The sequence below is a fragment of the Paenibacillus xanthanilyticus genome, from assembly GCF_042682185.1.
GTDB classification, from domain to species: domain Bacteria; phylum Bacillota; class Bacilli; order Paenibacillales; family Paenibacillaceae; genus Paenibacillus_Z; species Paenibacillus_Z xanthanilyticus.
In genome coordinates this window covers 1,993,147-2,018,568 of sequence record NZ_JBHUHA010000001.1, presented here as the reverse complement: position 1 = coordinate 2,018,568, position 25,422 = coordinate 1,993,147, and the positions used below count along the sequence as shown (strand labels likewise).

31 protein-coding genes and 1 tRNA gene are annotated in these 25,422 nt (G+C 57.3%); all 32 read left to right on the top strand.

Annotation, left to right across the window (positions count from 1 at the left end; all coding sequences use genetic code 11):
• Nucleotides 1–45 precede the first annotated feature (45 nt).
• The 32 genes from plsY (at nt 46) to hisC (ending at nt 25,418) form a co-directional block, all read left to right on the top strand.
• The gene (plsY, locus tag ACFSKT_RS08430) at nt 46–639 is read left to right on the top strand and encodes a glycerol-3-phosphate 1-O-acyltransferase PlsY (protein ID WP_377722310.1); all 594 of its coding nucleotides are present in this window, start codon (nt 46–48) and stop codon (nt 637–639) included.
• A gap of 12 nt (nt 640–651) precedes the next feature.
• Nucleotides 652–1,674, top strand: a complete 1,023-nt coding sequence (locus ACFSKT_RS08425) for an NAD(P)H-dependent glycerol-3-phosphate dehydrogenase (protein ID WP_377722309.1) — start codon at nt 652–654, stop codon at nt 1,672–1,674.
• 112 nt (nt 1,675–1,786) lie between these two features.
• Nucleotides 1,787–2,065 carry a stage VI sporulation protein F gene (locus ACFSKT_RS08420; RefSeq protein WP_377722308.1) on the top strand — a complete coding sequence of 93 codons (279 nt, stop codon included), beginning with the start codon at nt 1,787–1,789 and terminating at the stop codon, nt 2,063–2,065.
• Between the two features lie 176 nt (nt 2,066–2,241).
• Complete coding sequence (locus ACFSKT_RS08415) at nt 2,242–2,421, top strand: DUF2768 family protein (RefSeq protein ID WP_377722307.1); 180 nt, start codon at nt 2,242–2,244, stop codon at nt 2,419–2,421.
• 58 nt (nt 2,422–2,479) lie between these two features.
• The gene (locus ACFSKT_RS08410) at nt 2,480–2,776 is read left to right on the top strand and encodes a 2Fe-2S iron-sulfur cluster-binding protein (protein WP_377722306.1); all 297 of its coding nucleotides are present in this window, start codon (nt 2,480–2,482) and stop codon (nt 2,774–2,776) included.
• 15 nt (nt 2,777–2,791) lie between these two features.
• Entirely contained in the window at nt 2,792–3,397 is a 606-nt protein-coding gene (locus ACFSKT_RS08405; RefSeq protein WP_377722305.1) for a nucleotidyltransferase family protein, read from the top strand.
• Entirely contained in the window at nt 3,387–3,731 is a 345-nt protein-coding gene (locus ACFSKT_RS08400; RefSeq protein WP_377722304.1) for a 2Fe-2S iron-sulfur cluster-binding protein, read from the top strand. The genes ACFSKT_RS08405 and ACFSKT_RS08400 overlap by 11 nt, the downstream gene beginning before the upstream one ends.
• 37 nt (nt 3,732–3,768) lie before the next feature.
• A complete protein-coding gene (locus tag ACFSKT_RS08395; RefSeq protein ID WP_377722303.1) occupies nt 3,769–4,497 on the top strand; it encodes a hypothetical protein in 729 nt (242 codons plus the stop codon).
• Between the two features lie 426 nt (nt 4,498–4,923).
• Nucleotides 4,924–6,402, top strand: a complete 1,479-nt coding sequence (gene spoIVA / locus ACFSKT_RS08390; RefSeq protein ID WP_377722302.1) for a stage IV sporulation protein A — start codon at nt 4,924–4,926, stop codon at nt 6,400–6,402.
• 305 nt (nt 6,403–6,707) lie between these two features.
• Nucleotides 6,708–6,986 (top strand): HU family DNA-binding protein, encoded by a 279-nt coding sequence (locus ACFSKT_RS08385; protein WP_148928263.1) that lies wholly within the window; start codon nt 6,708–6,710, stop codon nt 6,984–6,986.
• Between the two features lie 156 nt (nt 6,987–7,142).
• Nucleotides 7,143–7,219 (top strand) — tRNA-Pro (locus ACFSKT_RS08380).
• An 86-nt stretch (nt 7,220–7,305) separates the two neighbouring features.
• Nucleotides 7,306–7,524 carry a trp RNA-binding attenuation protein MtrB gene (mtrB, locus tag ACFSKT_RS08375; RefSeq protein WP_187434054.1) on the top strand — a complete coding sequence of 73 codons (219 nt, stop codon included), beginning with the start codon at nt 7,306–7,308 and terminating at the stop codon, nt 7,522–7,524.
• A 125-nt stretch (nt 7,525–7,649) separates the two neighbouring features.
• Nucleotides 7,650–8,174 (top strand): hypothetical protein, encoded by a 525-nt coding sequence (locus tag ACFSKT_RS08370; protein WP_377722301.1) that lies wholly within the window; start codon nt 7,650–7,652, stop codon nt 8,172–8,174.
• Nucleotides 8,175–8,300: 126 nt separating this feature from the next.
• Complete coding sequence (locus ACFSKT_RS08365) at nt 8,301–9,173, top strand: heptaprenyl diphosphate synthase component 1 (RefSeq protein ID WP_377722300.1); 873 nt, start codon at nt 8,301–8,303, stop codon at nt 9,171–9,173.
• Between the two features lie 7 nt (nt 9,174–9,180).
• Nucleotides 9,181–9,900, top strand: coding sequence for a demethylmenaquinone methyltransferase (locus ACFSKT_RS08360; protein WP_377722299.1), 720 nt, complete (start codon nt 9,181–9,183; stop codon nt 9,898–9,900).
• The gene (locus ACFSKT_RS08355; protein ID WP_377722298.1) at nt 9,897–10,784 is read left to right on the top strand and encodes a UbiA-like polyprenyltransferase; all 888 of its coding nucleotides are present in this window, start codon (nt 9,897–9,899) and stop codon (nt 10,782–10,784) included. The genes ACFSKT_RS08360 and ACFSKT_RS08355 overlap by 4 nt, the downstream gene beginning before the upstream one ends.
• Nucleotides 10,778–11,428 (top strand): UbiX family flavin prenyltransferase, encoded by a 651-nt coding sequence (locus tag ACFSKT_RS08350; RefSeq protein WP_377722297.1) that lies wholly within the window; start codon nt 10,778–10,780, stop codon nt 11,426–11,428. Before ACFSKT_RS08355 ends, ACFSKT_RS08350 begins: the two co-directional genes overlap by 7 nt.
• Nucleotides 11,391–12,254 (top strand): menaquinone biosynthetic enzyme MqnA/MqnD family protein, encoded by an 864-nt coding sequence (locus ACFSKT_RS08345; RefSeq protein WP_377722296.1) that lies wholly within the window; start codon nt 11,391–11,393, stop codon nt 12,252–12,254. Before ACFSKT_RS08350 ends, ACFSKT_RS08345 begins: the two co-directional genes overlap by 38 nt.
• A complete protein-coding gene (locus ACFSKT_RS08340; RefSeq protein ID WP_377722295.1) occupies nt 12,251–13,225 on the top strand; it encodes a polyprenyl synthetase family protein in 975 nt (324 codons plus the stop codon). The genes ACFSKT_RS08345 and ACFSKT_RS08340 overlap by 4 nt, the downstream gene beginning before the upstream one ends.
• A gap of 29 nt (nt 13,226–13,254) precedes the next feature.
• Nucleotides 13,255–13,698, top strand: a complete 444-nt coding sequence (gene ndk / locus ACFSKT_RS08335) for a nucleoside-diphosphate kinase (RefSeq protein WP_148928254.1) — start codon at nt 13,255–13,257, stop codon at nt 13,696–13,698.
• A gap of 33 nt (nt 13,699–13,731) precedes the next feature.
• Nucleotides 13,732–14,511, top strand: a complete 780-nt coding sequence (locus tag ACFSKT_RS08330; protein ID WP_377722294.1) for a CheR family methyltransferase — start codon at nt 13,732–13,734, stop codon at nt 14,509–14,511.
• A 71-nt stretch (nt 14,512–14,582) separates the two neighbouring features.
• Nucleotides 14,583–14,750: a hypothetical protein gene (locus ACFSKT_RS08325; protein WP_377722293.1), complete on the top strand. Its 168-nt coding sequence runs from the start codon at nt 14,583–14,585 to the stop codon at nt 14,748–14,750.
• Between the two features lie 278 nt (nt 14,751–15,028).
• Complete coding sequence (aroC, locus tag ACFSKT_RS08320) at nt 15,029–16,198, top strand: chorismate synthase (RefSeq protein WP_377722292.1); 1,170 nt, start codon at nt 15,029–15,031, stop codon at nt 16,196–16,198.
• On the top strand, nt 16,198–17,301 hold the full coding sequence (gene aroB / locus ACFSKT_RS08315) for a 3-dehydroquinate synthase (protein WP_377722291.1): 1,104 nt from the start codon (nt 16,198–16,200) through the stop codon (nt 17,299–17,301). The genes aroC and aroB overlap by 1 nt, the downstream gene beginning before the upstream one ends.
• A gap of 3 nt (nt 17,302–17,304) precedes the next feature.
• Nucleotides 17,305–17,673 carry a chorismate mutase gene (aroH, locus tag ACFSKT_RS08310; protein WP_377722290.1) on the top strand — a complete coding sequence of 123 codons (369 nt, stop codon included), beginning with the start codon at nt 17,305–17,307 and terminating at the stop codon, nt 17,671–17,673.
• Between the two features lie 366 nt (nt 17,674–18,039).
• Entirely contained in the window at nt 18,040–19,590 is a 1,551-nt protein-coding gene (gene trpE / locus ACFSKT_RS08305) for an anthranilate synthase component I (protein WP_377722289.1), read from the top strand.
• Nucleotides 19,591–19,598: 8 nt separating this feature from the next.
• The gene (gene trpD, locus ACFSKT_RS08300; protein WP_377722288.1) at nt 19,599–20,645 is read left to right on the top strand and encodes an anthranilate phosphoribosyltransferase; all 1,047 of its coding nucleotides are present in this window, start codon (nt 19,599–19,601) and stop codon (nt 20,643–20,645) included.
• Nucleotides 20,635–21,432 carry an indole-3-glycerol phosphate synthase TrpC gene (gene trpC / locus ACFSKT_RS08295; protein WP_377722287.1) on the top strand — a complete coding sequence of 266 codons (798 nt, stop codon included), beginning with the start codon at nt 20,635–20,637 and terminating at the stop codon, nt 21,430–21,432. The genes trpD and trpC overlap by 11 nt, the downstream gene beginning before the upstream one ends.
• 26 nt (nt 21,433–21,458) lie before the next feature.
• Nucleotides 21,459–22,109 (top strand): phosphoribosylanthranilate isomerase, encoded by a 651-nt coding sequence (locus tag ACFSKT_RS08290; protein WP_377722286.1) that lies wholly within the window; start codon nt 21,459–21,461, stop codon nt 22,107–22,109.
• The gene (gene trpB, locus ACFSKT_RS08285) at nt 22,106–23,305 is read left to right on the top strand and encodes a tryptophan synthase subunit beta (protein WP_377722285.1); all 1,200 of its coding nucleotides are present in this window, start codon (nt 22,106–22,108) and stop codon (nt 23,303–23,305) included. The genes ACFSKT_RS08290 and trpB overlap by 4 nt, the downstream gene beginning before the upstream one ends.
• Nucleotides 23,302–24,111 carry a tryptophan synthase subunit alpha gene (trpA, locus tag ACFSKT_RS08280; protein WP_377722284.1) on the top strand — a complete coding sequence of 270 codons (810 nt, stop codon included), beginning with the start codon at nt 23,302–23,304 and terminating at the stop codon, nt 24,109–24,111. Before trpB ends, trpA begins: the two co-directional genes overlap by 4 nt.
• Before the next feature lie 209 nt (nt 24,112–24,320).
• Entirely contained in the window at nt 24,321–25,418 is a 1,098-nt protein-coding gene (gene hisC / locus ACFSKT_RS08275; protein WP_377722283.1) for a histidinol-phosphate transaminase, read from the top strand.
• The last annotated feature ends 4 nt before the right edge of the window (nt 25,419–25,422 follow it).

Below are 25,422 nucleotides of genomic sequence, written 5' to 3'. Positions count from 1 at the left end.
TACTCGGAGCCAGGGGGCTCTCGGCCAAGCAGGAGGAATACAGATATGTTAGAAGCAGCAGCGATACTAATCAGTTATCTCTTAGGTTCGGTATCATTCAGCATTCTTATCGCGAAATGGGTCAAGGGCATTGACATTCGCAATCACGGCAGCGGCAATGCCGGCGCGACGAATACGCTTCGCATCTTGGGCAAGGGGCCGGCGATTGCCGTATTCGCCCTTGATATTGCAAAGGGCGTGGCCGCCGTACTGCTTGGCAAATTCATGGTAGGCGGAGATTGGATGCCGGTGCTGTGCGGACTCGCGGCCATTGCGGGGCACAATTGGCCGGTCTGGTTCGGCTTCAAGGGCGGCAAAGGAATCGCGACGACGGTCGGCGTCATCGCGACGCTTGCTTTCTTACCGGCGCTCATTGCGGGTTTGATCGCAATCGCATCCATCGCACTAACCCGTTTCGTTTCGCTCGGCTCGCTAATTTTCGCCGCGCTGACGCCGGTTTTTATTTGGCTCATGGACCGACCGATGGCCTTGCTGTGGGCAAGCCTGGTCATCTGCGTATTCGCCTTCGTCCGACATCGCAGCAATATCGTGAAGCTGATGCAGGGCAGGGAAAACAAACTCGGCGCTCGCAAAGGGTAAGGAGGCAGGAACATGACGACACGCAAAGCGGCCGTACTGGTCGCCGGCAGCTGGGGAACCGCATTAGCCTCGGTGTTGGCGGACAATGACTATGATGTGCGCCTGTGGTCGCGCAACGCGGAGCAGGTTGCGGAGATCAACCGATTACATACGAACAGCCGGTTTTTGCCGGGGATTACACTGCCGGAAGGCATCCGCGCGACGGATGACATCGCGGAAGCGGTCACAAGCGCAGAGCTCGTCCTATTCGCCGCGACTTCCGCATCGATGCGGGAAGTGGCAGGCAAGGCAGCGCCGCATATATCGCCAGAGACGCTGATCGTGCACGCGACCAAAGGTTTCGAGACCGGGACGTTCAAGCGCATGACGACGGTGCTCGCCGAAGAGCTGCAAGTCGATCCGAAGCGGCTCGTCGTGCTGTCGGGTCCGAGCCACGCGGAAGAAGTCGTGAAGCGTCAGCCGACCACGGTCGTCGTCGCTTCGGAGTCGCTGGAAGCGGCGGAGCACGCGCAGGATGCGCTGATCACGTCTTTCTTCCGGGTTTATACGAACCCGGATGTTGTGGGGGTAGAGGTCGCCGGCGCGATTAAGAACATCATCGCGCTCGGCGCCGGTCTCACCGACGGACTGGGCTTCGGGGACAACGCGAAGGCGGCGCTGCTCACGCGCGGCCTGTCGGAGATCACGCGCCTCGGTATGGCGATGGGAGCGAACCCGCTTACCTTCTCGGGTCTTGCCGGCGTAGGCGATCTCATCGTGACGGGAACGAGCAAGCTGAGCCGGAACTGGCGGGCGGGTTCGATGCTGGCCGAAGGGCTCCCGCTGCAAGACGTGCTGGATCGCATGGGGATGGTGGTCGAGGGCGTTCGCACGACCAAGGCAGCCCATGAGCTTTCCCGTACGTACGGCGTGGTCATGCCGATCACAGATCAGCTGTATCAGGTCCTCTTCGAAGGCAAACAGCCGCGCAAGGCGGCCGAAGACTTGATGGGGCGCCTTCGCAAGCACGAAATGGAGGATATCGCCGCGCCGTAAGCCTACACCAATCCCGCTTTCGCCTCATATGATACTAGCAGCACCATGATACGCGCCGTCCGAGGCGGCGGTCTACTTGGCTAGCAAGCACGAGCGGGAGGGATGAACGACAATGGCGGACAAAAATCTATCCAAAGATGTGCTGAACGTGGTCAACAAAAAGACCGGCAAGCCGATCTCCGAGAATGCCGTGAAAAAGTTGGCCAGCGGGGTCACTTCAGATACCGTTCAGAACGAGACCGAGCTGCGCAAGCTCATTAAGCAAGTCTCGACGATGGCAGGTGTGCCGGTAACGGAGCAAACGGTCAACGATATCGTCGGCGCGGTACAGAAGAGCGGGCTCAACATGAACAACATGGAAACACTGATGAAGATGTTGATGAAGAAATAGCGATCAACGAACAGATGCATCGTTCGCGCTTTTCGCTTCTTGCGGACTGCGCGGCGTTCGGCATCTGTTCCTTTTTTTGTGTCAAAATCGGGAACCCGCGGCCGCGAAGTAGCCGTATGCGGGTTGCAAATGCTATAATGGAACGAATATTTTGTCGGACAGGCAGGTGGACGGTCATGGATCCAATGACAAAGATGTGGGTTTCGTTTATCGGAATCGGGCTGATGGCAATATCGGCGGTGTTGATTACCGTAGCGCGTTATAAGCTGAAAGGCATTCTGAAAGCACTGTTGTCGGGGGTAGCTTTTGTTTCGTTAATCCTGGGCGCGTTGTTCGGGTTTATATCGGTTGCTTGACCGCGTAGCGGCTAGCAGGCGAGTCGAGGTTGCTACATAAGAGAGGGGTCTTGGAACAATGATTGAATTGGTGACGCGGACCAAAACGGCTGAGGTGGAGGCAGAGGAAGGGATGTCGCTGCTCGACTTAGCCGTCAAGCATAAGGTGGATTGGCTGTTTTCTTGTACGCGGGGCACGTGCGCTCGCTGCCGTTGTCTGGTGGAGGAAGGCGGGGAGTTTCTCGAAGAGGTGACCGATGCCGAGTGGGACCGCATGGAACCGGAAGAGTTCGACCAGGGTTACCGGCTGGCATGCCAAGCGATCGTGAAGCCGGGGGCTGGCCGAATTAAAGCGGTGAACAAGCCTTATTTCTAAAAGGAAGGTGACGTCGTGGGCGACGAAGAGACGGTACGCCGGGCGCTGACGAAAATCGCGGCAAGCATAGAGGAATCGGGAGCCAAATGGCTTGTCGGCGGCAGCGCGGGTCTCCAACTTCGCGGCTTACCGCTCTCGCAGCCGCCTCGCGATTTGGATTTATACGCGGATCTGGAGGAGGCGCGGATCATTCACGATAGATTGATCCGGTATGCGATCGATCAGCCGTACGAGAGCGTGACGGGCATGTATCGATCCATGCTCAGCCACTATGAGATCGAGGGCGTTGCGGTCGAGTTAGTCGGTGGGTTTGAAGTGCATGCGGGCGGCGGCAGCTATGAAGTGAAGATTAATAATCTGCTGTATCACCACCGTGAAGATGTCGCATGCGGGGGATATTCGGTCGGGATCGTGCCGCTCGCGCACGAACTGTGGTTCAATGTTTTGCGTGCCAGAGAGGATCGGACATCGCTGATCATGGATGCGATTCGCCGCAATCCAGGGCCTCACTTGGCGGGATTACGGGCCGTCGAACGCAGCGGACGCTTCAAGGGCAGCATGGTTGCGGACGTGCACAAGCAATTGAATTTACCGGAATGGGGGACGTTCGATGAGCGATAAAGTTCCCTTGACCTTTATGCCGGAGGGCAAAACGATTCAGGTTCGCGCCGGCGTCTCGGTCCTGGACGCTGCGAGAAAAGCAGGGGTGCCGATCCGTACGCGCTGCGACGGGAAGGCAGCCTGTTTGATGTGCAAAGTCACGACGGACGGACAAGGATTGTCCCGAATCCAACCGATAGAGCAGCGCAAGTTGGCCGGCTTGGAAGCCGAGGGCACGAGACTTGCCTGTCAGGCGCGCGTGAACGGTGCCGCCGTTGTCCACGTGCCGGAAGATCCGCTGCGGGCGGCGATTCGCAAACAGCTGCAGCGACAGGAAGAGGAGCCGCTATGGTAGGGCATGGGCGGATAGAATTAAAGGAGGATACCGAACAATGAAGAGATGGAGGAGCGCGCGACTAGCGTTCGTCGTGGTCGTGATGGCCGTTCTGTTGTCCGGTTGCTTGTATCCGGAAGAGCAGCGCGCGTCAAGCCAATTACCGGCTAAAGACGAAGTGCTGAACGTGCAAACAGTCATCGATCAATATCAGAAGGATACCGGCTTGCTGCCGATCGTGAACAGCGAGCCGAATACGCCCGTATACGAGAAGTACCAGATCGACTTCGGTAAACTGACACGTATGAAGTATATGAGCGATATTCCCCCTGCGGCGTACGAGAAGGGCGGGAGCTACTATTTTCTGATTATTAACGAGGAGACCGATCCTACCGTCAAGCTGATGAATCTAGCGGTCTATCAGCAGGTGAACGACGTACAGCGGGAGGTGTCCGCCTATCAGCGTACGAAAGGCGCGCTCCCAAGAGGAGAAGAGGTCTATCCGGGATATTATCGGATCGACTATTCGGCGCTCAATATTCGTGAACCCAAACTCGTTAGCGTATTTACCGGACAATCGCAGCAAACGATGATGGATGTCGGCGGGAACGTCTTTGTCGATTATGCGGCGGACATGATGCAGGCGATTCAAAAGTCGGGCAAGTCACCTGCGGCGGATCAAGATTTACGGGAACTGCTCGTCAGCCGCTCCGATTTCGTGCCGGTGAAGTCGCCGGCGTATCATTTCGTGGACAACGCGCCCAAGCCGGTCGCGGCGAAGTCATAGACGGATGTTAATCGAAAAAACCTTTGAGACAGGCAAAATGCTGCGTTCTTTACTGAAACGCAAGCCAATTTGCCGTGGATGAATGCTGCGTTTCCTTACCGAAACGCAAGCCAATTTGCCGTCTCAAAGGTTTTTTTGCGTTTTTCCCCTTTCCTGTCATACCCCCTCGCTTTCTCTCATATATCTCAATCTTGGAAGGAGCGAGTGCGGGGAAAGTACGGGGTTTAAAAGATTTCCTCGCGCGGTCGTCATAATCGCGGCTTTGGCCTAATAAGCTATTACTAGTCCAAATTCATGTACGAGTTGCGTCGCTTGCCTGCTCCGACCGGCGGATGGCGGCGAACCCTGACGACTACACAGCAGGAGGAAACGCGGCAGTAACGGTACGTCCATGTACTGGCGAAATACGATTGGGAGGGGATATCAGTGGAGAAAGTGGACATTTTCAAGGACATTGCCGAACGAACCGGCGGGGATATTTACCTCGGCGTCGTCGGCGCGGTCCGCACGGGCAAATCAACCTTCATCAAACGGTTCATGGAGACGGTTGTGCTGCCGAACATCACGAGCGAAGCCGATCGGGTCCGGGCAATCGACGAGCTCCCGCAAAGCGCCGCAGGCAAAACGATCATGACGACCGAGCCCAAATTCGTGCCGAATCAGGCGGTGCAGCTTCGCGTGGCGGAAGGTCTGGATGTCAACGTCCGCCTCGTCGACTGCGTAGGCTACGCCGTGGAAGGCGCGAAAGGCTACGAGGATGAGAACGGGCCGCGGATGATTACGACGCCATGGTTCGAGGAGCCGATCCCGTTCCAAGAAGCAGCCGAGATCGGCACGCGCAAAGTTATTCAAGAGCATTCGACGCTTGGCATCGTCGTCACGACCGACGGCTCGATCGCCGAAATCCCGCGCAGCTCCTATGTCGAAGCCGAAGAGCGCGTCATCAACGAGCTGAAGGAAGTCGGCAAGCCGTTCGTGGTCATCGTGAACTCCACGAAGCCGCGCAGCGAAGAAGCGCTTCAATTGCGCAGCGAGCTGCAAGCGAAATATGATATCCCTGTGCTGACGCTCAGCGTGGCGCAAATGGGCGAGGAAGACGTGACGGCGGTGCTCCGCGAGGTGCTTTACGAGTTCCCGGTTCACGAAGTCAACGTTAATTTGCCGAGCTGGGTCATGGTGCTCAACGATAATCACTGGCTTCGCAGCAACTACGAAAATTCCGTCCGCGATACGGTGAAGGATATTCGCCGTCTGCGCGACGTTGATCGCGTCGTCAGCCAGTTCGTCGAATATGATTTCATCGACCGCGCGGGTCTGAGCGGCATGAACATGGGGCAGGGCGTCGCCGAGATCGATCTCTACGCGCCGGACGAACTGTATGATCAAATCTTGATGGAAGTCGTCGGCGTCGAGATTCGCGGCAAGGATCACCTCCTCCAGCTGATGCAGGAGTTCTCTCACGCCAAGCGCGAATACGACCGATTCCAAGAAGCGCTCGAAATGGTCAAGACGACGGGCTACGGCATCGCGGCGCCTACGCTGGCCGAGATGCAGCTGGATGAGCCGGAATTGATCCGCCAAGGCTCGCGCTTCGGCGTCAGACTGAAAGCGACCGCGCCGTCTATCCATATGATCCGCGTGGACGTGGAGTCGGAATTCGCGCCGATTATCGGCACGGAGAAGCAGAGCGAGGAGCTTGTGCGCTACCTGATGCAAGATTTCGAGAACGATCCGATCAAGGTGTGGGATTCCGATATGTTCGGCCGTTCCTTGCACTCGATCGTGCGCGAAGGCATCCAAGGCAAAATCGCCATGATGCCGGACAACGCGCGCTATAAGCTGCAGGAGACGCTCGGGCGGATCATTAACGAAGGCTCGGGCGGGTTGATTGCCATCATTCTGTAACGTCGCAATTCGAAGAGACGCGCCCCGGCGGGCGCGTCTTTTGCATGCCAAGCGTGCATTTCGCGAAATTAACCTTGCCCAGCCTCTTGAAATTCTAAAGGCCCTGTATTACTATAAGTTTGTTCGTGCTTCAACGAGGAACGGCAGCGCGACGTACATAATCTACCGCGGCGACCGGCGTTTCACTAGGTTGTGATTTGCGAAATGCACGATATATCCGCATGTCAGGTATATTTTTCGCCGTTTTGTGATAAACAGAATGATAATAAGCGAGTTTGCAACTGCTGTAAGGGGAGGTGAAAGATATGAACAAAACGGAACTTATCGCGAAAGTAGCAGAACTAACCGACCTTTCCAAGAAAGACGCTTCGAAAGCAGTGGATGCTGTGTTTGATGCGATCTCCGATGCGCTGCAAAGCGGCGACAAAGTACAACTGGTTGGCTTTGGTAACTTTGAAGTGAAGAGCCGCGAGGCTCGTAAAGGACGCAATCCGCAAACGGGTGAAGAGATCGACATCCCGGCAAGCAAAATCCCTTCCTTCAAAGCCGGTAAATCGCTGAAGGATCTGGTATCCCAAGAATAGCACCGCGGTTTTAGCCGCTAACGTCCGGGCATTTGCCCCGGGCGTTTTTTAATGAAAACGCTCCCGGGTTCTATTGACTTTGGGGAATAAATCCAGTAGACTACTTTTGCGGTTCCAGAAGCAACGGTCGAACGATTCCGTTCGAGAGCCGCATCTCGGGTGTTAGCTCAGCTTGGTAGAGCGCTACCTTGGGGTGGTAGAGGTCGCCAGTTCAAATCCGGTACACCCGACCAAGAAAGACGCCATGACTGCTGCCCGGTTCCTCGGCCGAACGGGCGGCAGTTTTTTCGAATACGAGCCAGGAAGAGGGTTAGATGAGATGAGCGAGAACAGCGAGTACATCGTCATCAAGGCGAAGGCGCAGGGCGTTCAAGTGATTGGACTGACGCGGGGCCAAGATACGAAGTTTCACCACACGGAGAAACTGGATAAAGGCGAAGTATTAATCGCCCAATTCACCGATCATACGTCCGCAATCAAAATCCGCGGCAAGGCAAGCGTCATTACGCGGCACGGCACGGTCGAAACCGACGAGTAACCAATCTTCGGACTGAGGCGTTTGAACGACAATCCATTTATTCACGAGCGTCCAAGCAGGCATAGCCTGCTTTTTTTCTTTGTACAATAGAATAACGACGCATGTACAAGGAAGGCGGAATCGGGATGAACATGACCGTGTGGAAAAGGCTGTTCGGCGCTGCGGGGGCGGCGCTCGCCGTAACGGCGTTGCTGACGCTTCTGCCGATCGCAGAGCGCAGAATGAATAACTCCCAAGAGGGCATTGCGGTATTTCGCACATCGCCGATCCATAAGCTGGAGACCCGGAATTTAGTCGATTCCATGATCGCCCAGCAATTGAAGCTGCCGATCCGGAAGGCGGATTGGAAGGAAGGGGTTTTGTCCGTAGACTTGGCGGTGGACGGCGTGCCGGGACGAGTCGATCTGTGGATGCATGATCTGCAGCAGCTGACCGAACTGGCCTATGTCCAGACGAGCAACGTCCACCGGCTGCTCGTCCGATTCGTGAAGGCCGATATAGGCGGAGGGCGTCGGACCTCGATGCAAGCGGCAGCCGATATTCGCCGGACAGATGATTGGCTGGCTAGCAAGTTAACCGAAATCGGAGGCGCGCGGCCGGACTTGGATTCGGTATGGCGGGAGCGATTGCGCATGTCGTTCGTGCGTTAGAAGGCAAGGTATACCAGGCCGCAGAGACGAGGGCGCGGTTCTATGGCGGAATCAACAACGAGGTGCTATAATAATTTAGATTATCAACAGCATGAGTTTTCGCTGCTGTGCCCGGAGGCTTGACCGATGAACGCTTACACAATTGCTGATATCGCCCGGAAATACGTGGATTACGATATGATTCAGTCTCATACGGAGCTGCCTTTCTATCCCGATTCACGGACAAGGCTGCTTTTCGCTTTTCTGGCGAATCCGAGCGCGCCGAACCCGAACAGCGAGCTGTATGCCTTGGTCACATCGCTCGTTCAGCTCGGCATGGACATTCATGATCGGATCGACAACGAATCCGGACCGCGTACCGAGCCTGAGATGAGATCGCGCCAGCTGAAGGTGTTGGCCGGGGATTATTACAGCAGCCGGTTTTTCCATTTGTTGGCCCAGGCGGGGCAAGTTCACATGATTCGGCTGCTCAGCGAGGGCGTCTGCGAAGTGAACCGGTTGAAGATGAACTTCTATATGCGGATGAAGCAGCGGAAGTTGACGGCTGAACAATATTGGCGCGAACGCATTGGGATCGCAACCGAGTTGTTTGCCGTTTTTACGGGCATCCTTGACGACAAGAGCGCCGGTTTATGGACCGAGCTGCTGCTCGAAGTCGGGCGATGCGAAGTCGCCGTATCCGAGCTGAGCCGCTGCGGACAACCCGAGCTTTTCACGGAAAGCTGGGGGTATTGGCACGCGCTCGAAGCGGGAAGCGGCGAAGAAAGAAGCCGGCTTATGGAGATGAGCGAACCCGATTCGGCATTTATCCGGTCGATTATCGAAAAGCACGACATTGTTAATTTGTTGCATGAGAAGCTGACACAGTCCGCCCAACGCATTCAACGGACAGCGGAGGGCCTTGATTCCGGCATGCTTGCTAGCGAGCTTGCGGGGATCGGGGAAGCGTTTCTGCTGCCGCCTGCGCCCGCAGCTTCGGTATTGGGCGAGAGAAGGTGAGAACAGGATGCAGTCGAAACCGAAAGAGCAGCATGTCCATTCCGTGTTTGAGAAGATCGCGCCCAAATACGATTTAATGAATGACTTGCTTAGCTTCCGCAGACACAAGGCATGGCGGAAGTTTACGATGAAGAAGATGAACATGAAGCCGGGCGATACGGCGGTCGATCTCTGCTGCGGCACCTGCGATTGGACCATCGCGATGGCGCAGGCCAGCGGGCAGGGGCATATCGAAGGACTTGATTTTAGTCAGAACATGCTGGCCGTCGGTCAGACGAAGGTCAACGAGTTGGGGCTCAACAAACAAGTGACGCTGCATCACGGCAATGCCATGGCGCTGCCGTTCGAGGACAACCGCTTCGATTACGCGACGATCGGGTTCGGCTTACGCAACGTGCCGGACTTGGTCCAGGTGCTGAAAGAAATGCAGCGAGTCGTGAAGCCCGGCGGAAAAGTGGTTTGCCTGGAATTGTCCAAGCCGACGTGGCAGCCGTTCAAATCGATTTATTACTTTTATTTCGAACGGATTTTGCCAACCTTAGGCAAGCTCTTCGCCAAGAGCTACGACCAGTACAAATGGCTGCCCGACTCGCTCAAAGCGTATCCCGATATGCACCGTCTAGCAGAGATTTACCGTGAAATCGGCCTTCGGGACGTGAACGTGTACCCGCTAACGGGCGGAATCGCCGCGCTCCATATCGGCACGAAGGAGGCGGAGCGGGAATGAGATTCGGCAAGCTGGGCAAAATCGGCGTTTTCTTGGAAATGATCAAAATCGAGCATACGATCTTCGCGCTTCCGTTCGCGTTCATGGGAGCGCTCCTTGGCGCGGTTGTCGTCGAGAAGCGGCTTCCGGAGTGGAGCGAGATCGGTTGGATTTTGCTGGCCATGATTGGGGCCCGCAGCGCCGCAATGGGGCTGAACCGGGTCATCGACCGGGCGATCGACAAGCGAAATCCGCGCACGGCGATGCGGGCCATTCCGGCAGGTCTGCTGCGTGTAAGCGAAGTGATTGTATTCATAGCGGCTTCCTTCATTCTGCTCTTCATTGCCGCATCGCAGCTTGACCCGATTTGTATCGTGCTTTCGCCGATCGCTGTGTTTTTCCTTGTTTTTTACTCGTTCACGAAACGGTTTACGTGGTTATGCCACGTCGTGCTCGGTCTTACGATCGGCCTTGCCCCGTTGGGCGCATGGGTAGCGGTGACCGGTGAATTCGGCACGGCGGCTTGGCTGCTGTATATTGCCAACGTATTCTGGCTTGCCGGCTTTGATATAATTTATGCCTGCCAAGATTTCGACTTCGATCGCAGCAACCGGGTCCATTCGATTCCGGCTCGCTTCGGGTTGAAGGGCGCGCTGACGCTCGCCAGACTGTTCCACATCATCACGGCGGTTTGCTTGCTGCTGTTGTTCTGGACGACGAATCTGAGCTGGATTTATCTAATCGGGACGATCGCGGCGGCGGCGTTCTTGTTCTATGAGCATTGGATCGTCAAGCCGAACGACATCAGCCGCGTGCAGACCGCGTTCTTCACGATGAACGGCGCGCTCAGCACGGTCGTGCTTGCGGCGACGCTCTTCGACCTGGTGGTGCTGCACCAATGGTAAAGACGAAGCGGACGAGATGGGCGGTCGGCATTACGGGTGCAAGCGGCTCGATCTATGGCGTCAGGTTAACGGAAGTGCTGCTGGCAAGCGATATCGACGTCCATCTTGTCGTGACGGATGCCGGCTGGAGAGTCCTCAAGGAGGAACTGGGCTGGAACGCCTCCAAACGGTTGGACGAGCTGGACAACCGTTTTCCGGGCATGCTGGAGAGCGGCCGGTTAACGTATTATCCTAACGCAGACATCGGAGCCTCGATTGCCAGTGGCTCCTTCTTCATTCAAGGCATGATCATCATGCCTTGCTCCATGGGCACACTAGCATCAGTTGCGCATGGCATCTCGGACGACCTGATGACCCGCGCGGCGGACGTGATGCTCAAGGAAGGGCGTACGCTGCTGCTCGTTCCGAGGGAGACGCCGCTTCACGCGATCCATCTGGAGAACATGCTGACGCTCGCCCGACTAGGCGTGAAGATCGTGCCAGCTATGCCGGCGTTCTATTTCGGACCGCAGTCGCTCGCAGACATGGTCGACTTCTTAGTCGGCAAAGTGCTGGATGGCATTCATATCGAACATGATTTGTACAGAAGATGGGGAGATGATTCATATGGGGCTGCAACGCCCGATCACCATCGGACGGATTGATTACGCGAACGCATGGCCGCTTTTCCATTTTACGGACGTGACTTTGCCGCAAGACCGTTTCACGATCGTCAAGCGCGTACCGTCGCTGCTCAATCAAGCGATGCGCGAGGGCGAGCTTGATTTGACGGCAATGGCCGCTTTTGCCTATGCACAGCATGCGGACGATTACCTGCTTCTTCCCGATCTATCCGTCAGCGCCCGGGGCCGGGTCAATTCGATTCTGCTCTTCCTGAAAGCGCCGCTCGAAGACGTGTTGAAGGGCGGAACAATCGCCGTCACCAATACCTCCGCAACTTCGATCAATCTGCTCAAAATCATCATGGGCCTTTATTACGAAGCTTCGCCGGTATACGTTACGACCGAGCCGAACCTTGGCGCAATGCTGGAGCATGCGGACGCAGCGCTCTTGATCGGCGACCCCGCCATTCAGTCGTCGTGGGATTGCTGCGGGTTAACCGTCTTGGATTTGGGTGAGCTGTGGCGTAATTGGACCGGGTATGGGATGACGTTCGCGCTCGTCGCCGTTCGCAAGGAAGTGGCGGAGGCGGCGCCGGCCGAGGTTGCCGCGGTATGGAAGGCGATGACCGATAGCAAGCGCGAGAGCCTGCTGCATCCCGAAGCGCTCGTCGATAAGGCTTGCCGGGAGCTTGGCGGCACTGCCGAATATTGGTCGCGCTATTTCCGGGAATTGCATCATGATTTCGGTCCCGATGAACAAGCGGGCCTTGCTCTATACTTCGAATACGCCCATCGGTTAGGTTTGCTGGAGAACCGCGTCCAGATGAACTTTTTCGAAGCACATTCCGCGCTGCAGGTGAATGAATGAGATTACTCGATATTTACGCCAAAATGAAAGGTGACCTCGAGGTCATCGAAGAACGGCTGGCACACAGCGTGTCGTCGGATCATGCGCTGCTAACGGAAACCTCCACGCATCTGTTGAAGGCAGGCGGCAAGCGGATTCGCCCCGTGTTTGTGCTGCTATCCGGCAAATTCGGCCAGTACGATCTGGCCACGCTCGAGCGGATCGCGGTTCCGCTGGAGCTCATTCATATGGCGTCGCTCGTGCACGACGACGTCATCGACGATGCCGCTACGCGCCGGGGACAGTTAACGGTCAAGGCCAAATGGGACAACCGGATCGCGATGTACACCGGCGATTATATTCATGGTAAGGCGCTCACGATCGTTACGGAGCTGCCCAATCCGCTTATCCATCAAATATTGGCCAAAGCCATGGTTCAAATGTGCATCGGCGAGATGGAGCAAATACGCGATTTTTTCAACACGGAGCAGACCATTCGGAACTATTTGCTGCGGATTCGAAGGAAGACGGCGCTCTTGCTCGCCATCAGCTGTCAGCTCGGAGCGGTCGCGGCCGGCGCGGACGCGGCGACGTATAATCGATTGTACCGTTTCGGGTATAATGTCGGTATGGCGTTTCAAATTGGCGACGACTTGCTTGATCTGCTCGGTACGGAGAAGCAAATCGGCAAACCGCCGGGATCGGATATCCGACAAGGCAACATTACGCTTCCAGTGCTGCTTGCCCTGAAGGATCCGAACGTAAAAGACGCATTACTGACAGAAATTCATCACATTCATGCCGAGGGCGGAGCAGGGGATACCCGCGCGGCGTTGAAATTAATACGTAAGAGCGAAGGCATCAAGGTAGCCGAACAAATGGTAAGCCGCTACATTTCCAAAGCCATTCAAGCCTTGGAAGGGCTTCCGGCGATTACAGCTAAGAAGAATTTAACGGATATCGCTCATTTCGTCGCAAAGCGAAATTATTAGCTTCGTGTTTGTCGGGAGGAGAACCGTAGATGGAGAGAACATTTCTGATGGTGAAGCCGGACGGTGTCCAACGGGGACTGATCGGTGAGATTGTATCGAGATTCGAGCGTAAAGGATTAAAGCTGGCCGCGGCAAAATTCATGCGCTTGACGCCTGAATTGGCGGAGAAGCATTACGCGGAACATGTTGGCAAGCCCTTCTACCCGCCGCTTGTCGATTTCATTACGTCAGGGCCTGTATTCGCCATGGTATGGGAAGGGGATAATGTAATCGCGCTTACCCGTGCCATGATCGGCAAGACCGACGCGCTGGAAGCCTATCCCGGGACGATTCGATCGGACTACGCGGTACATACGAATTTCAACCTGATCCATGGCTCCGACTCCAAGGAGAGCGCCGAACGCGAAATCGGCATTTATTTTAGACCGGAAGAGCTAGTGGATTACGAGCATTTGATGCAGCGTTGGATCTAAAATACTTGTGAACAGCAGCAGGAGGACCCGCAGATGGAGGATCAGGATTTCTTGCAGTTCGTCAAACGGATCAAGGAAAAAACCGCAATCGACCTGTCGCAGTACAAAGAAGCGCAAATGAAACGCCGTCTGACGACGCTCCGGCAAAAGCACGGCTTCAGTACCTTTACCGCGTACTGGGATGCGCTCGCCAAAGACAAGAAGCTGATGGACGAGTTTCTCGACCGGATGACGATCAATGTCTCCGAATTTTGGCGGAATCCGAGCCGTTGGGAAGCGCTGGAGAAGCGGTTTTTGCCGGAGATGGCGAAGTCCGCGGGCAAGCTAAAGATTTGGAGCGCGGCCTGCTCGACCGGGGAGGAGCCGTACACGCTGTCGATGATCATCGACAAGCTGGGACTGTCCGACCGCGCTTCCATCCTAGCCACCGATCTCGACAATCAGGTGCTGCAGAAGGCCATGCAGGGCCAGTATCAGGATCGATCCATCCGGGATGTGCCGCCCGCTTACGTCTCGCAGTATTTGGTGAAGAAGGACGCGGATACCTTTGAAGTGAACGCGAAGCTGAAGCGAATTATTACGTTCAAGCAAGGCAATCTGCTGCACGATACGTTCGACAGCGGCTTCGATTTGATCGTGTGCCGCAACGTCATGATTTACTTTACCGAAGAGGCGAAACAGCTGCTTTATCTCAAGTTCTCGAAAGCGCTCAAACCGGGTGGATTGTTGTTCGTTGGGAGCACCGAGCAGATTTTCAATCCCGCGCAGTACAATTTCGACCCGGCCGAGACGTTCTTCTACCGAAAAGTGTAAAGACATGTATAGCCAATTCCATCTTCTCCAATACTACAGATATCCGAGTGAATCTAGGCTGGAGGGTATGTATGGACAAGCGTAAAGTAATTGCGGCTTACCGGCGCGGCATGATTAACGTGCAGGAATGCGCGCAAATACTGGGCATCGATATCGGGCAGATTTCACGGCTCGTGAACGATCCGTATTTGACCGTGGATCCGCAATTACGGCAAAGCAAACATTCCGTGAACGGGTAACGCCGGACGGAGAGCGAAAGTCGTTTGGGCTTAACCGGCAACGGTTAGTCCGGACGGCTTTTTTTTGCTATGCAAGTCACCGGAGAGGCAGCGTTGTAATTCCTTGTCAACAAGCGAAGGCTGTACTATAATGAGCAAAGATGTTTTTGCAGAATATTTAGGAAATGAACCGATACGGCTGGACAAGCGGGCAGCGGGAAGGGACGGATGGCGGCATCGCTCCGCTCCGCTCGGTCCGCCGCGTTGTCAGCCGTTTTCGTTTGAAAGGGGACTGCCGCATGGGGTTACGTTACTTAACGGCGGGCGAGACCCACGGTCCGCAGTTAACGGCCATTATCGAAGGAATGCCGAGCAATATGAGCATTGATTTCGATGAGCTGAACGTGCAGATGGTTCGGCGCCAGAAAGGATACGGGCGGGGACGCCGGATGCAGATCGAGCAGGATTCGGCCTCCATCGTCGGGGGCGTTCGCCATGGGCGGACGACTGGCGCGCCGATCGCGATCGTCGTAGAGAACAAGGATTGGACGCATTGGACGAAAATCATGAACATCCACACGAACGAGCATACCGAAGAGGAGAAGCGGCGCATTCGCCGGCCGCGTCCGGGACACGCCGACCTCAACGGCGGGCTCAAGTACGATCAACGCGACCTGCGCAACGTGCTGGAGCGGTCAAGCGCGAGGGAGACCGCGGCGCGGGTCGCCTGCGGCGCCATCGCGCGCCAGCTGCTGGCGGCGTTCGGGATGAAAGTCGGCGGCCAGGTCATCCGTATCGGCGATATCGCGGCTCCGCCGAACAGCTTGCCCCTGGATGAGCTTATCCCGTTAACAGAGGCGTCATCGGTCCGCGTCGTCGACAAGGAGACCGAAGCGCGGATGGAAGCGTATATCGACAGCGTCAAGGCGGACGGCGATTCGCTTGGCGGCATCGTCGAATGCATCATCGAAGGCGTGCCGGTAGGGCTCGGCAGCCATGTCCATTGGGACCGGAAGCTGGATGGCCGGATCGCGCAGGCGGTCGTCTCGATCAACGCGTTCAAGGGCTGCGAGATCGGAATCGGCTTCGAGGCCGGCATGCTGCAGGGCTCCCAGGTGCATGACGAAATCATGTACGACGATCGTCGCGGTTTCCATCGGGCGACGAATCGGATGGGCGGCTTCGAGGGCGGGATGACGACGGGCGAGCGTATCGTCGTGCGAGGCGTCATGAAGCCGATCCCGACGTTATATAAGCCGCTGCGCAGCGTCGATATCGATACGAAGGAGCCGTTCACAGCGCAGATCGAGCGGGCGGATGCCTGCGCGGTGCCGGCCGCGAGCGTCGTGATGGAGAACGTCGTCGCCTGGGAAGTCGCCAAGGCCTTCCTGGAGAAATTCGGCGGCGACTCGATGGAAGAAATTCGGGCGAACTACAATAACTACTTGGAACGGGTGAGGGCTTACTAATGGGGGAGAAACGCGAGTTAACGGTTGAGCTGGGAGAGCGGTCGTACCCGATTTATATCGGAGAAGGCATTCTCGCGGAAGCAGGCAAGCTGTTCGTGCAGCATGGCATTAGCGTCAAATCGCCGGTTATGATCATTTCCGACGAGGCGGTGGCGAGGCATCATCTGCCGCAGCTGCAGTCCGTCTTGAAGGAAGCGGGTTATTCGATCGCGACCGCGATCGTGCCGTCCGGAGAAGGATCGAAATCGCTGAGCGTGTTTGAGGATTTGGTCGGACAGGCGCTGAAGGCAGGGCTGGATCGCAAGTCAACGATCGTGGCGCTGGGCGGCGGGGTCGTCGGAGACTTGGCAGGGTACGTGGCGGCAGCCTACATGCGTGGCATCAAATTCGTGCAAGTGCCGACGACGATTCTCGCGCACGACAGCAGCGTAGGCGGCAAGGTGGCGGTCAATCATCCGCTGGCAAAGAACATTATCGGCGCGTTCCATCAGCCGGAGCTCGTTCTTTATGACTTGAACACACTGCAGACGCTGCCGCCGCGCGACGTCTCGGCCGGCTTGTCCGAGGTTGTGAAGCACGGCTTGATCTGGGATGCCGAGTTCGTCACTTGGTGCGACGAGAATGCGGACCGCTTGCTTGCGCTCGATCCGGATGCGCTAGGCTACGCGTTGTACAAAGGCTGCAGCGTGAAGGCGGCCGTCGTGTCGCAGGACGAACGCGAGAACGATCTGCGCGCGATTTTGAATCTGGGCCACACAATCGGACATGCGCTCGAGGCCGTGGCGGGTTACGGCGAGCTGCTCCACGGCGAAGCGATCTCGATCGGCATGGTCGGCTCCGCTCGGTTGGCGGTTCGATTGGGCGCGCCAGAAGAGGTCTATTCATTGACAAAGCACGTGCTTCGCCGGGTCGGTCTGCCAACCAAGCTCCCGGAACATCTGGACACGGATGCGATCATGGAAGCAATGATGCACGACAAGAAGTTCCTGGAGGGCACGATGGTGTTCATCGTCCCGGTGGCGATCGGCCAAGTCGAGATCAACAAAACCGTCTCATCCGCTTTAGTGCGGGAAATAGTCGAAGAGTTAAAGCGGGAGGAATAACGAATGAGTGTACGCGGCGTACGCGGTGCCATCACCGTGGAAGTGAACGAAGAAGCACCGATTTTGCAAGCGACGACGAAGCTGCTTCATGAGATCGTCAGGGCGAACGGCATCGTACCGGATGATATTTGCAGCGTGCTGGTAACCGTAACGGGCGATTTGGACGCTACCTTCCCGGCCCGCGCCATTCGTGTCATGGAAGGCTGGGAACTGGTCCCGCTCATGTGCGCGCTCGAGGTGCCGGTCAAGGGCAGTCTGGAGAAATGCATCCGGCTGCTCGTGCACGTGAACACCGAGAAGTCCCAGCGCGAGATCGAACACGTCTATTTGGGCGGCGCCCAGGTGCTGCGGCCTGACTTAACCAAGAGCTGAGGATACCGGTCAAACGAAACTGGGAATATAAGGCCAAATACGGTTGACGCGGGAAGCGGCGCTGGTGTATAGTGAGGTCAGAATTGTTGATGTGCGCAAGACGCTAGAGTAGAGCCGAGAGCAGTTTAGAGATTGTCAGATGCAGTAGAGATGAGCAGAGCCAGAGCTGAGAAGAGCGTGCGTTATGCGCGAGAGGTACCGAATCCGTTTAACCATGGGTATTTTACGTCTGTATGGACGTACTTACGCATTGGGGATAAGCGCTGCTTCGCGTTATCTGTCAGCACTCATTTTCTATCTTTTGACTTTCACAACTCCTGCTGCGGCAGGAGTTTTTTATTTTTCATTAGAAGAGGAGCGATTCGCATGAATCATGAGCTGCAGCAGATCATCCGGTTGGCCGGGACCTATAATTTGATTCCGATCGTCCGTCATGTGATGGCGGATACCGAGACGCCGATCCGCGTGTTTCAGCATTTCTACCGGGAGAGCCACGCGTTCCTGCTGGAAAGCGTGGAGGGAGGCGTCAAATGGGCGCGTCACTCCTTCATCGGCACGGATCCGTTCATGATGATTCACGGCAAGCAGGGGGAAATCGTCATCGAGCGCAAAGGCGAGACAACGGTGCTGCGCGACAACCCGATCGAGCTGTTGAAGGCGCATCTTCGCGCGTACCGAAGCCCGTCGATTCCAGAGCTTCCGCCGTTCACGGGCGGGGCGATCGGATTTTTCGGCTACGATCTGCTGCAGTATTACGAGAAGCTCCCCGCGCATCGCATTGACGACTTGAATATGAACGACATCCAGTTCATGTTCTGCGACCAAGTGATCGTGTTCGATCATTTCAAGCAGCAAATTCAGGTGATCGGCAATGTGCACATTCCCGAGGCGGCGACGGACAGCGCGATCGAAGCGGCTTATAACGAGGCGGTGGCGCGGATTAACGCGACGCTGGAGCGGATTCAGCAGCCGCAGCCGACGCTGCTCATGCCTAGCGGCGCCGTGCCGCTCGATCCGGAGCTCGGCGTCATCGACTCCAACGTAACGAAGGAACAGTTTATCGCGAATGTCGACCAAGCGAAGGAATATATCCGTTCCGGCGATATTTTCCAAGTCGTGCTTTCCCAACGGTTCAGCGTGGACACCGACGTCGATCCGCTTCACGTATATCGCGTGCTGCGCACGATGAATCCTTCGCCTTACATGTATTATTTGAAAATGGGCGAAGAGGTCATCGTCGGCACGTCGCCGGAAGCGCTCGTGAAGGTGAATGGCGAACGGGTCGAGACGAGACCGATCGCAGGCACGAGGCCGCGCGGCAAGACGCCGGAGCAGGATGTGGCGCTCGAGAAAGAGCTGCTCGCCGACGAGAAGGAGCGCGCGGAGCATCTGATGCTGGTCGATCTGGGACGCAATGATATCGGCCGCGTATCCGAGTTCGGCACGGTGCGCTGCGATTCGTATATGGAGATCGAGCGGTACTCGCATGTCATGCATATCGTCTCGAACGTCTCCGGCAAGCTGCGGGAGGACAAAGATTTCTTCGACGCGTTCCTGTCCTGCCTGCCGGCGGGCACCGTCTCCGGCGCGCCTAAGCTCAGGGCGATGGAAATCATCGCGGAGCTGGAGAACGAAGCGCGCGGCGCTTATGGCGGCGCGATCGGCTATCTCGGATTCGGCGGCACCATGGACACCTGCATTACGATTCGCACGATTATTTTCAAGAACGGCAAAGCGTACGTGCAAGCGGGGGCCGGTATCGTATGGGATTCGGTGCCGGAGAGCGAGTACCAGGAGACGGTGAATAAGGGCATGGCGATGCTGAAAGCGATTCGCGCGGCGGAAGCGGTGTTTCCGGCGCAGAAGCGGACGGCAAGCATGATCAATAGCGATTATTTCGCGAACGCGAGAGGGTGAGGGGTACGATGACTAACGAGACGATGACGATGCAGCGGGCGCTGGCCCAATTGACGAGCGGCGCTCATTTGACCCGGGAAGAAGCCAGGGAAGTCATGAGTATCATCATGCGCGGCGAAGCGACCGGCGCGCAAATCGGTTCGGTCATCACCGCCCTCCGCATGAAAGGCGAGACGAAGGACGAGATTACGGGGTTCGCGGAGACGATGCGGGCATTGTCCAGCCGGGTGCAGACGGAGCAGGAAGGACTGCTCGATACGTGCGGCACGGGCGGCTCGGGCATTCACAAATTCAATATTTCCACCGCATCGGCGATGATCGCTTCCGCGGCGGGGGTACGCGTAGCCAAGCACGGCAACCGCGCCATGTCGGGCAAGGCGGGCAGCGCCGACGTGCTGGAAGCGCTCGGCGTCAACATTAACCTGACGGCCGAGCAGGCGGCGCGCTGCCTGGAGGCGATCGGCATTTGTTTCATGTTCGCGCAGCTGTATCATCCGTCCATGAAGCATGCGGCCGGCCCGCGGCGCGAGCTCGGCATCCGCACCATTTTCAATATGCTCGGTCCGCTCACGAATCCGGCTGGCGCGGATCGCCAGCTGCTCGGACTGTACGACCGTTCGCGCACGGAGACCGTCGCGGGCGTGCTCGGCGAGCTCGGTCTTCGGCGGGCGATGGTCGTGAGCAGCCATGACGGTTTGGACGAAATCAGCATTTCGGATTCGACCCAAATTTCGGAGCTTGCGGGCGGCTCGGTCCGCACGTTCGACATTACGCCGGAGGAGCTCGGACTTACGCGCCGGCCGCTGTCGGAAGTGATCGGCGGCGACGCGGCCGAGAACGCGGCTATCATCCGCCGGATTTTCGGCGGAGAGGAGCAGGGCGCTTACCGGGACATCGTCTTGGCGAACGCCGGCGCCTGCATCTACGTTGGCGGGCAGGCCAACACGCTTCGGGAAGGCGTGGAAGCGGCGGCTTTGATCATCGATTCCGGCAAAGCGCAGCAGAAGCTTTATCAATTGATTGAAACGACGGGAGAAGTGGCGCATGTTTCTTGATCGCATCGTAGCAACGAAGAGGCAGGAAGTCGCCTCGCTGGCAGAGACGTTCTCGCTCGCGGAATATGAGCGTACGATAGCGGGCTTGCCCGCATGCAAGGGGTTCGAGCGGGCCGTCACGACGGGACGCAACCGGACCATGGGACTGATCGCGGAAGTGAAGAAGGCTTCGCCTTCCAAAGGGCTGATCCGCCCCGATTTTCACCCGGTGGAGCTGGCTCGGACGTATGAGGCGGCTGGAGCGGATTGCATTTCGGTTTTGACCGACGAGCAGTATTTTCAAGGCAGCAACGCCTATCTTAGCGCGATTCGCGAAGCGGTGCACGTACCGCTGCTGCGCAAGGATTTCACGATCGATTACCGTCAAGTCTATGAAGCGCGCGTCATCGGCGCGGATGCCGTGCTGCTGATCGCCGCGATCCTGAAGCCGGCCGAGCTGGCGGAATTGCATGATATCGCCAAGTCGATCGGGTTGGACGTGCTCGTCGAAGTCCATAACCGCGAGGAGATGGAGGATGTGCTGTCGCTTGGCAAAGCAACGCTGATCGGCATCAACAACCGGGACCTGCATACCTTCGCGACCGACCTTGCGACGACGGAGCGGCTCATCGGGCTGGTTCCCCCAGGCGCATCCGTCATCAGCGAGAGCGCGATTTCGTCGGTGGACGACATCGCGTATCTGACCGAAGTCGGGGCCAAGGGCGTCCTGATCGGCGAGCATTTCATGCGCCAGCCGGAAGTCGGTCAAGCCGTCAAGGATCTGCTCGGCCCGCTGGTGAAATCGTGAACGATAGGAACAGAGGCAGGGCAAGGGTGAAAATCTGCGGGCTTCGGGACGCGGCCACGATCCGGGCGATGGACGGACTTGAAGTCGACGAGATCGGCTTCGTATTCGCCAAGAGCCGCAGGCAGGTCGAACCGGAGGCGGCGGCCGAGCTGATCGCCGAAGTCAAGCAGCTTAAGACGCCGCAGGGCGAAGCACCCAAGACGGTCGGCGTGTTCGTCGGCGCCGCGCTTGAGGGGCTGCGGGAGCTCTTGGCCGTTGCACCGCTCGATGTGGTACAGCTTCACGGCGACGAAGATCCGGCGTTATGTTCGGCCGTCAGAGGCGAGCTGGGCAAAGAAGTATGGAAGGTGTTCTCCGTCCATGGCGACGATGCGGCCGGCACAGGGCACGAGAGGCTGCTTGCATTCGAGGGTACGATCGACGCGGCGCTTATCGACACGGCCGGCGGCGGCACGGGACAGACGTTTGGCTGGGATGCCATTCCGCGCTATGCGGCGGCGGCCAAGGAGATTAACGTGCCGCTGTATGTGGCCGGCGGCCTGCATCCAGACAATGCGGCCGAGCTGCTGGGTAATTACGAAGTGGACGGCGTAGACGTCTCGAGCGGTGTGGAGACGGACGGCGTGAAAGATATCGAGAAGATTCGAGCATTCGTAGAAAGGGTGAAAGCACGATGATCAGTCAAGTACCAGACCAGAGCGGGCGCTTCGGGAAGTTCGGCGGCCGTTACGTGCCCGAGACGCTGATGAACGCGTTGTTGGAGCTGGAGGAAGCCTATCGTCATTACTCGAAGGACCCGGAATTTATCGCGGAAGTGAATTATTTGCTGCACAAATATTCGGGGCGTCCAACGTCGCTATACTATGCCGAGCGGCTCTCCAAGCATTTGGGCGGAGCGAAGATCTTCTTGAAGCGCGAAGACCTGAACCATACGGGCGCGCACAAAATCAACAACACGATCGGCCAAGGCGTGCTCGCCAAACGAATGGGCAAAACGAAAATCATCGCCGAGACCGGCGCGGGTCAGCACGGCGTCGCTTCGGCGACGGTCGCGGCGCTGCTCGGCTTGGAATGTAAAGTGTTCATGGGCGAGGAAGATACGAAGCGTCAAGAGCTCAATGTATTCCGGATGAAGCTGCTCGGAGCCGAGGTCGTTCCGGTGCTCTCCGGTACCCGCACGCTTAAGGATGCGTGCAACGAGACGCTTCGCTACTGGGTCAGCCACGTCGAGGATACCTATTATATCCTCGGTTCCGTTACGGGTCCGCATCCGTATCCGATGATCGTGCGCGATTTCCAGCGCATTATCGGCGACGAAGCCAGAGCGCAGATTTTGAAGGAAGAAGGCCGTCTGCCTGACTATGTCGTGGCGGCGGTCGGCGGCGGCAGCAACGCGATGGGCATCTTCTATCCGTTCGTGGATGACGAATCGGTGCGGCTGATCGGTGTGGAAGCAGCAGGCAGAGGCGTGGAGACGGAAGAGCATGCGGCGACGATGACCAAGGGGCGCCATGGCGTATTCCAAGGCTCGCTCAGCTATGTGCTGCAGGATGATTTCGGACAAGTTCAGCCGGCGCACTCGATATCGGCCGGACTCGACTACCCGGGAATCGGACCGGAGCATGCGTATTTGAAGGATACGGCACGCGCGGAATACTTCCCGATCACAGATGCCGAAGCGCTCGAGGCGCTGCAGCTGCTCTCCCGTACGGAGGGCATCATTCCGGCGCTGGAATCGGCACACGCCATCGCGCAGGTAATGAAGCTGGCGCCGACGCTCGGCAGCGACAAGACGATCGTGGTGAGCCTTTCCGGTCGCGGCGATAAGGACGTGCAGGCGATTATGGGCTATCTGGGAGGGAACGAAGCATGACCAACCGCATCGACGCGGCATTCGAACGACTTCGCCAAGAAGGCGGGACGGCGCTTATTCCATTCCTGACGATCGGCGATCCCGACGTGGCGACGTCCATCGAGATTATAAAGGCGCTGGAGGAGGCGGGCGCGGATATGGTGGAATTGGGCGTGCCCTATTCCGATCCGCTGGCTGACGGCCCCGTCATTCAGCGCGCTTCCGAGCGTGCGCTGAAGCACCGCGTAACGATCGAGGACGTGATCCATGCGGCGAGCGACGCACGCGAACAAGGCGTCCAGATGCCGTTCATTTTGTTCACGTACTTCAATCCGGTCTTGCAATACGGGCTGGAGCGATTCTTCAAACTGGTCGTGGACAAAGGCATCAGCGGGCTCATCATCCCGGATTTGCCGATCGAGGAGGACGAAGAAGTCCGCGCCATGTCCGAACGGGCGGGCATTCACCTCATTCCGCTCGTGGCGCCGACCTCGAACGACCGAGTGAAGCGGATTGCGGCGAAGGCGCAAGGCTTCGTCTATTGCGTCTCGTCGCTCGGCGTAACCGGCGTGCGCTCCGATTTCCATCAGGGCATCGACCAGTTCCTGCAGACGGTACGGGAAGCGACGACGCTTCCGGTCGGCGTCGGCTTCGGCATCTCCAGCCGCGAGCAGGTCGAGCGATTCTCGAAGCAAGCCGACGGCGTCATCGTCGGCAGCGCGATCGTGCGCAAGATCGAAGAGGTTCTGCCGCTTTTGGACAATGCCGATACGAAGCAAGAAGGATTGGCGCAAATTCGCGATTTCGTGGCGAGTTTGAAAGCATAGCGTATTGCGTTCGTAATCCGCTTCATGTGTAAGTCAAGGCTCTTTCTCCGATTCTGGAGAGAGGGCCTTGTTGTATAGACGGGGCAGGAATGTGCTTTAACGCGCTTGCGCGCTAAAATTGATGCTTTCAAACCGCTTCAAGTTGTGAGACAATATGCAGGTAATGTTGTCTAACTTTAACTAGCCATTAATAATGAGGTGAATGCGGGATGCAACCCAAGAACAGTATTGTACATTTGCCTGTCTACCAGCCTGGCAAACCGCTTGAAGAAGTGAAACGCGAGCTTGGCCTGACGGAAGTCATCAAGCTGGCTTCGAACGAGAATCCATTCGGCTGCTCGGAGGCGGCGAAAGCGGCAATCGTCGCGGAAGTCGCCAACGCGAGCATTTACCCGGACAGCTTTAGCACGGCATTGACGGAGGCCGTCGCGGAATACTTAAGCGTCGACCGCAAGCAAATCATTTTCGGAGCGGGCTCCGATGAGGTCATTCTTATGCTGGCGAGAGCGTTCTTCGTGCCCGGCGACGAAACGATCATGGCGGACGAGACGTTCCCTCAATATAAGCACAACGCGGAGATCGAAGGCGCGGTCTGCGTCGAGGTGCCGCTGAAGGACGGCAAGCACGATCTTCCGGCCATGCTGGCGAAAGTGAACGAGCGCACGAAGATCGTCTGGATCTGCAATCCGAACAACCCGACGGGCACGATCGTCGGAAAGGACGAGCTGGACGCTTTCTTGAGCCAGGTTCCGGACAACGTCATCGTCGTACTGGACGAGGCTTACATCGAGTACGTGACCGACGGCGCGTTCCCGAACAGCCTGGATTATCTGAAGACGTACAAGAACGTTATCCTGCTGCGCACCTTCTCCAAAATCTACGGACTGGCTTCGCTGCGGATCGGCTACGGCGTCGGCCATCCGGACGTGATCGGGCTTGTGAACCAAGTGCGCGAACCGTTCAATACGACTCGCTTCGCACAGGCGGCGGCGCTGGCGGCGGTTCGCGACACAGCGTTCGTCGAGAGCTGCCGCGATCGCAACGCGGAAGGGCTTCGTTACTTGACCGGAGAGTTTGAGCGTCTTGGCCTGCCATACTTCGAGCCGCACGGCAACTTCGTCATGTTCGACGCCAAGCTGCCTTCCGCGCAAGTATTCGACGGACTCTTGAAGCGGGGCATCATCTCCCGCGCACGCTGGAGCCATTATCCGACCTACATTCGCATTACAGTAGGCAGCCGGGAGCAGAACGAGAAGTTCATCGCGGCATTGGAGCAGGTCTTGCAAGAAGCGGCGGTGCACGGATAATATC